The sequence below is a fragment of the Mesorhizobium sp. M2C.T.Ca.TU.002.02.1.1 genome (genome assembly GCF_003997225.1).
The window spans coordinates 1-6,874 of sequence record NZ_RZTO01000290.1; the positions used below are offsets into that span (position 1 = coordinate 1).

General features: G+C 63.3%; 6 protein-coding genes and 1 pseudogene. All 7 read right to left on the reverse strand.

All coding sequences use genetic code 11. The annotated features are described in order from the left end of the window. Positions 1-399 (reverse strand): annotated as a pseudogene (locus tag EOD07_RS16840) (hypothetical protein); the annotation flags it as partial. Positions 400-411: 12 nt separating this feature from the next. Continuing rightward, positions 412-1,887, reverse strand: a complete 1,476-nt coding sequence (locus EOD07_RS16845; protein ID WP_127236270.1) for an aspartate aminotransferase family protein — start codon at positions 1,885-1,887, stop codon at positions 412-414. A gap of 22 nt (positions 1,888-1,909) precedes the next feature. After that, positions 1,910-2,917 (reverse strand): NAD(P)-dependent oxidoreductase, encoded by a 1,008-nt coding sequence (locus EOD07_RS16850; protein ID WP_127236271.1) that lies wholly within the window; start codon positions 2,915-2,917, stop codon positions 1,910-1,912. Continuing rightward, positions 2,914-3,348 carry an EamA family transporter gene (locus EOD07_RS16855; protein ID WP_127236272.1) on the reverse strand — a complete coding sequence of 145 codons (435 nt, stop codon included), beginning with the start codon at positions 3,346-3,348 and terminating at the stop codon, positions 2,914-2,916. Before EOD07_RS16855 ends, EOD07_RS16850 begins: the two co-directional genes overlap by 4 nt. A gap of 124 nt (positions 3,349-3,472) precedes the next feature. Next, positions 3,473-4,825: an FAD-binding oxidoreductase gene (locus EOD07_RS16860; RefSeq protein ID WP_127236273.1), complete on the reverse strand. Its 1,353-nt coding sequence runs from the start codon at positions 4,823-4,825 to the stop codon at positions 3,473-3,475. Further along, positions 4,825-6,258 (reverse strand): UbiA family prenyltransferase, encoded by a 1,434-nt coding sequence (locus EOD07_RS16865; RefSeq protein ID WP_127236274.1) that lies wholly within the window; start codon positions 6,256-6,258, stop codon positions 4,825-4,827. Before EOD07_RS16865 ends, EOD07_RS16860 begins: the two co-directional genes overlap by 1 nt. A 261-nt stretch (positions 6,259-6,519) precedes the next feature. Then, a complete protein-coding gene (locus EOD07_RS16870; RefSeq protein WP_027167119.1) occupies positions 6,520-6,783 on the reverse strand; it encodes a hypothetical protein in 264 nt (87 codons plus the stop codon). Positions 6,784-6,874 lie beyond the last annotated feature (91 nt).

The following is a 6,874-nucleotide window of genomic DNA, read 5'->3' on the forward strand; positions in this document are numbered from 1 at the left end:
CAGGATTTCCGCATAAAGGAACTTGATCCTGTACATGCCGAGCAGCGAATGGAAGTCGGCGGCATCCTCCGCCATGTGGCTGCGGAAGCCGCCGCCATCGTCGGTCAACGTCTTGTAGTCGCCCGCCGATACGCCACCCTTGACCGTGTTGTAGGCATAGTCATGCAGCGCTTGTGGATCGGGATAGGTGCCCTCCTCGGCGATCGCCAGATAGGGTAGCATGTCCCAGTTGGCGTCGGGCATGAACCAGGCGGTCGCGGCGGTCAGCAGGATATAGAGCGAGAAGGCGATCGCCCCGATCGACGCCGCCCATTTCGCGTAAGCTCCCTCGCCCCACGCCAGGCCGGCGCCGGTCAACCGTTCCAGCGGATTGGTCGGAGCGGACGGCCTGGTCAGCATGCTCGGCGGCCTCTATTTCCCGACCTGGCTTTTCACGAAATCCTTCACGATCGCCACGATGCCGCGCGACAACAGGCTGTCGAAGGCGTCGACGAAGCGGTCGACATGCTCGGGCTGGCAGATCAGCGGCGGCTCGAGCCGGATGACGTTGCGGTTGTATTCCGTGAAGGCGACGAGCACGTCGTAGTCGCGCAACAAGAGCGAGCCGACGAAGCCGGACAGCGAGCCTTTCAACTTGTCGTCGAGCACGCTCACCACCGGTCTGAGCACCATAGGCAGGGTCTGCGAGAAATCGTGGAACTCGAGCCCGATCATAAAACCCTTGCCGCGCACATCCTTGATGATCTTCGGATATTTTTCCTTCAGCGCCTGCAGCCGCTGCAGAAGGTACGCGCCGGTCGAGGCGGCATTGTCGATCAGCCCCTCGTCATAGAGCACGTTGATGCCCTCGATCGCGGTGGCGCAGGCCTCGCCCATGCCGCCGAAGGTCGCCATGGCGTGGATCATCGCCGTCTTCGGCGTGCCGTAGGCCTTCATGTAGACGTCGCGCCTGGCGATCATGGCGCCGACCGCCGCCTTGCCGGCGCCGAGCGATTTCGCCAGCGCCGTCACGTCCGGCACCACGCCGTAATGCTCGAAGGCATAGAAGCGGCCCGAGCGGCCATAACCGCACTGAACCTCGTCCGCGACCCACAGCACGCCGTATTGGTCGCAAAGCGCGCGCAGCTTCTGCCAGTATTCGCTCGGCGCCTGGATGATGCCGCCGCCGCCCTGGATGGTTTCCAGCACGATGACGCCGATCTCGGGATCGCTCTTGAACAAGCGCTCGACGGCGTCGATGTCGGCGAACGGAACGCGCACGACATTGTCCGCCACCTTGAAGTCGGCGCGGTAGAGCTGGCCGTCGGTGATCGCCAGCACGCCCTTGGTCTTGCCGTGGAAGGAATTCTCGGCATAGACGATTTTCGGCCGCTTCGGCCCTGCGGCGCGCTCGGCGAGCTTCACCGCCGCTTCCATCGCTTCCGAGCCGGAGGAGCCCAAAAACACCATATCGAGGTCGCCGGGCGAGCACTTGGCGATGTTATGCGCGAGCGCCGCTGCGTATTGCGACATGAAGGCGATTGCGATCTCCTGGCGCTTTTCCTCCTGGAATGTCTTGCGCGCTTCCAGGATGCGCGGATGGTTGTGGCCGAAGGCGAGCGAACCGAAGCCGCCGAAGAAGTCGAGGATCTTGCGGCCGTTCTGGTCGACATAGAACATGCCCTCGGCGCGCTCGATCTTGACCTTGTGGAAGCCGAGCAGCTTCATGAAATGCAGCTGCCCGGGATTGAGATGCGCCTTGAACAGGTCGGTGATGCGGGCGACGTCCATTGCCTTGGCCTGCTCGACGCTGATCAGGTCGGGCTTGGCGATGGAAGCGGGCGAAAGCGCCGGGGCATCGACCAGCGTGCGCGCGCCTGTGTGTTCCGGCTTGGCTATGACGGTCATCTGAAAAATCTCCCTTCGCGCTTTATTCGGCAGGCACGTGTTTGGCGGCGACGGCGTGGCCGTCCTTCTTGGCGCGGTATTCGCTGTAGGCCGCGATCAGCATGTCCTCGTCGCGATATTGCGGCACCCAGCCGAGCTGGCGCTCGGCCTTGGACACGTCGAGCACGCATTCCTCGTCGGCGATCAGATACTGCTCCGGATCCATGATCGGCATGTTCATGAGGTCGAGCAGGTCGAGCGTGCGCTTGACCGCCCAGCCAGGCGTCGGCAGCAGGATCGACTTCGAGCCGGCATGGCGGATGAGGTCGCCAAGCAGTTTCTTGACCGGCGGTGGGTTGAGCGAGCCGAGATTGTAGGCCTCGTTCGGCACGCCGGCTTTCCAGGCCGCGCGCGCGGCCTCCGCGCAGTCGAACACCGAGATGAACTGATAAGGGTTCCGGCCCGAGCCGATCATCGGCACGGGAAGATTCCAGTCGATCAGCTTGAACAGCTTTTCCAATATGCCGAGGCGTCCGGGACCGATGATCAAACGCGGCCGAAACAGCGAGATCGACATGCCGCGCTTGCGCCACTCGGCGGCGAGTTCCTCCGTCTTCAGCTTCGACAGCCCGTACTCGCCGAGCGGCGCGACCGGATGGTCCTCGGTCATCGGCAGCACCACAGTGTGGCCGTAGATCATGTCGGTCGTGTAATGGACCAGCTTCGCGGCGCCGGCCTTGTCCATCGCCTGCATGATGTTCTCGGTGCCGTGGAAATTCACCGGAAAGAAGAAATCATGCCGCTTGGCGCGCACCTGGATCGGCGACAGCATCTTGGCCGACAGATTGTAGACCATGTCGTCGGCCTTGAGCCCGACCGCCGCGACCGAGACCGGATCGGTGACGTCGCAGGTGACGAAGCGCATGGAGCGGTAATGCGGCAGGTCGCTCTTGACGATGTCGGCAACGACGACGGTCTCGCCATCGGCGGCGAGCTTGGGGGCAAGGTGACGGCCGACGAAGCCGTCGCCGCCGAAAATCACATGTCTCATCGAACGATCTCGCCTGTGCCGATCTTGTCGGGATTGATGGAAGCGGTCTGGTCCTCGTGTCCCCGCCCACTTTGCGCGATCAGGATCGTGCCGACGCAGATGCAGGCGATGCCAGCGATGCGCCAGCCATTGAGGTCCTCGCGGAAGACGAAATAGGCAAAGATCGCCACGGCGACATAGGCGAGGCTGAGGAACGGATAGGCGAAGCTGAGCTCGACCTTGGACAGCACGTAGAGATGCGACGCCATCGAGATGACGAAGGTGCAGAGGCCCAGGAACACCCAAGGGCTGAACACGATCTGCAACAGCTTGACGAGCGGATTGACGCCTTCGAAGGAAATCGGCCCCATCGACATCATGCCTTGCTTCAGCATCAGCTGCGCCGCGGCATTGGTCATGACCGTGAAGAGAATGAAGATTATGTATTTCATTGTTGCCACCCCGCCCCCTTGGGCGGTCCTATTACAAACCTGCAAATATTTCGTGAAGCCGGACCAGTATTTTGAGCAAACCATGGCGTAACACTTAATTTACCATGGTTTATTCGATTTTTATCTATTCCGCGGCTTCAGCTCTCCCTTCTCCGATCTCCAGTCTCTTTGCGGTACGCGCCCAGAAACTCGATATGAAAGCCGGGTCGCGAAGCGCCTCCAGCCGCTGCCATTGCGGGAACGACGCGGCAAATGTCTCAGGCCCCATCCGGGCGTCCTTGTAGGGGTTCACCGCGCCGCCCGCCTCGACGGCGATGCGATCGAGCTCGGCGAGCAGCCGCAACGTTCTTTCGCCCCGGTTGGGGAAATCGAGCGTCAGTGTGTAGCCGGGCCGCGGGAAGGACAGCAGCGCCGGCGAGCGGACACCGCCGAAGCGCTTGAGCACCGTCAGGAACGATCCCTGCCCTGCCCGTCGCGCCGCCTCGAGCAGCGCGGGCACGATGCGGCGGGCCTTCTCCTCCGGCACCACGCTTTGGTGCTGGAAAAGCCCGCGCGGCCCGTAGAGCCGGTTCCAGTCGCGGACGCCGTCGAGCGGAAAGAAGAAGCCTTGGTAGCCAGCCTGGCGCGGAACCGCGGACTTGCCCTTTTTCCAGCGGTAGGCCGCGTTGAAGGCCGTGAGGAAGGGCCGGTTCAGCACATTGAACGGCGGCTGCACCGGCACGGAAAGCCGGCTGCCGGCGCGGTCCGCCGCGTGCGAGCCGTGCTCGGCATGATTGCCGGTGAACAGGAGCCCTCGCCCGCGTCCATGGCCGCCGGCAAGCTGATCGATCCAGGCGACGGCATATTCGTTGGCCTGGTCGGCAGCCTCGGCAAGATCGAAGAATTCGCCGAGATCGCGAAACCGCGTCGTCTTTTCCGTTATGTCGAGCGAGGGCACGCGCATCAGCTTGATCGATGCCGACAGGATGAGCCCGGTCAGCCCCATGCCGCCGATCGTTGCCGCGAACAGCCGGACATTGTCGGTTTGCGAGCAGCGATAGGTTCGGCCGTCGGATCGAAGCAGCGTCAAGGCCTCGACGTGGCAGCCGAACGTGCCGCGGCGATGATGGTTCTTGCCGTGGACGTCGTTGGCGATCGCGCCACCCAGTGTGACGAACTGCGTGCCTGGAACCACGGCCGGAAAGAAGCCGTAGGGCGCGGCGTGGGCGATGATGTCGCAAAGCAGCGTACCGGCATCCGCCTCGAGCACGCCGGTCTCGGCGTTGAAAGAACGGATGCGGTCGAGCGGCCGCATGTCGACCACCATGCCCGCATCGTTCTGGCAGCTGTCGCCATAGGAGCGGCCATTGCCGTAGCCGAGCAGCGATCCCGGCCTGGCCGTGCCGTTCTTCAAAATCGCGATCGCCTCGTCCGCCGGGATCGCCTTGCGCGCGGGCGACGTCGCCAGTCCGAAGCTGCCGAAGCGTTCCTGGCCCATCACCAGCCCCCCGCGACGAGGAAGACCGCGCCGATGGCGACGACGATCTGGCTGCGCCAGTCGCGGATGATGAAGACGACCGGATCGTCATGCATCTCGTCGCGGCGGGCGAGGATCCAGACGCGCATCGTGAGGTAGAGCACGATCGGCGCCAGCGGCCATATCAGCCAGGGATGCGGATAGAGCTCGCGCACCGCCGGGCTGTCCATGTAGAGCGCCAGGACCAGCGCCGAGGAGAAAGCCGACGCCATGCCGGCCTGGGCGACGATCTCCTGGTCCTCGGTGCGATAGCCGCGACCGGCGATGCGCTCGCCGGGCGGGATGGCCGTGGTGCGCAGTTCGACGAAGCGCTTCACCAGCGCCAGCGACAGGAAGAAGAAGATCGAGAAGGCAAGCAGCCAGAAGGAGACGTCCACGCCGGTGGCGGCCGCGCCAGCCAGAACGCGGATCGTGTAGAGGCCCGCAAGCGTCAGCACATCGACCAGAAGCATGCGCTTGAACGACAGCGAATAGGCTGTGGTGACCGCCATGTAGCCCAAAAGCACGCCGAGGAATTCGATCGGAAGGAAGAGGCTGGCGACGACGCCGATCGTGAGCAGCACCGCAATCGCGCCGAGTCCGAACGGGATCGACAAAGCACCCCTGGCGAAAGGCCGGTTGCGCTTGGTCGGATGTTTGCGGTCGAGCGCCAGGTCGAAGAAATCGTTGAGGATATAGATAGCGGACGCCACGGCGCTGAAGGAGAGGAATGCCAGCAGGCACTCCCAGATCATGTTCGGATTGAAATATTCGTGCGACAGCATCATCGGCACGGCGATCAGCGCGTTCTTCAGCCACTGATGCATGCGCAGCATCTTGATGTAGGTTCTAAGCGTCGGCTTCGGCGCGGGCATGGCCTCGGCCTGATGCGCCGCCTGCCAGCGCCGGGCGCTGCGGTCGGGAGCCACCACGAGCGCGTTGCGCGCGGCGTCGAACACTTTGAGGTCGTGACGGCTGTTGCCGGCATAGTCGAAGCCCGCATCGCCATAGGCGGCGACAAGGGCCGCGCATTTCCTGGCCGACGTCATGTTGTGCGGGCCGTCGGTCGCCAGCACATGATCGAAAATGCCGAGATGCGCCGCGATCGCCTCCGCGAACTTGCGTGGCGTTCCGGTCGCAAGCACGATCTTGCGGCCCTCCCGATGCTCAGCGCGCAATCGGTCGAGCAGGTCCTGGCGGTAAGGCAGCGAGGCCGGGTCAATATCGACGCGCTGGGAGATCTCCTGCTTCAGCCGGGCCGGTCCGCCGATCAGCCAGAGCGGCAGAAGAAAGACATAGAGCGGGTTCTTCTTGAGCAGCATGAACAGGCCTTCCCACAGAAGGTCCGTTGCAATCAGCGTGCCGTCGAGATCGACCGCAAGCGGAATTGCGTTCCTGTCCGACCTCGCGTCCATTGTCCCGCCCCGATCGAGCGCGGGATTCCGAAACTCCGATCTCGGAAAGGATCACGCGCCAATTCAACCCACGCCGTGTGCCGGCGTCCTTGGGTCAGATATAGCCGGGGATGACGCAGCGAACGTTAAAACGCCCGGTTGCAGCGCGTGGTCCTACCGGTTTTTCGGGCGTCATCGTTAAGCGCCGGCTACCGGAAACGATAAAAGGCCGGACATCGGTCCGGCCTTTGCCAATCTTGCGGGGCCAACTCGTGGCAAGAGTTACTTGATGCGGGCTGCGCCGCCCGAGATTTCGACCGTTTCCGAGCCCGTCAGGGCCTCGAGGTCACCATTGGGCAGGGTGACGAAGCAGCCGTTCGAGCAGAACTCCACCGTCTCGCCGGCGGCGAGCGTCAGCTCGCTCTTGGCGCCGCCTTCGGTCACGACCAGGGTCCGCGTCTGGGCGTCCCTGTTGATCGCGCTGGCGGCGAAAGCCGAACCGCCCAGGGCCAGCAAAGCGATGGCGGCAACGACAGACTTCCACATTGCAATTCCGGTGTTTGCACACCGCCTCTGTTCAAATTTGCAAGGCATTCTCGCCCTTTGCATCGAAGCTTATATGAGATGTTACCTGAAC

What these genes read in the sequence shown, in the direction of transcription:
- EOD07_RS16845 (WP_127236270.1), bottom strand. Translation starts at nt 1,887, where the DNA reads ATGACCGTCATAGCCAAGCCGGAACACACAGGCGCGCGCACGCTGGTC.
- EOD07_RS16850 (WP_127236271.1), bottom strand. Translation starts at nt 2,917, where the DNA reads ATGAGACATGTGATTTTCGGCGGCGACGGCTTCGTCGGCCGTCACCTT.
- EOD07_RS16855 (WP_127236272.1), bottom strand. Translation starts at nt 3,348, where the DNA reads ATGAAATACATAATCTTCATTCTCTTCACGGTCATGACCAATGCCGCG.
- EOD07_RS16860 (WP_127236273.1), bottom strand. Translation starts at nt 4,825, where the DNA reads ATGGGCCAGGAACGCTTCGGCAGCTTCGGACTGGCGACGTCGCCCGCG.
- EOD07_RS16865 (WP_127236274.1), bottom strand. Translation starts at nt 6,258, where the DNA reads ATGGACGCGAGGTCGGACAGGAACGCAATTCCGCTTGCGGTCGATCTC.
- EOD07_RS16870 (WP_027167119.1), bottom strand. Translation starts at nt 6,783, where the DNA reads ATGTGGAAGTCTGTCGTTGCCGCCATCGCTTTGCTGGCCCTGGGCGGT.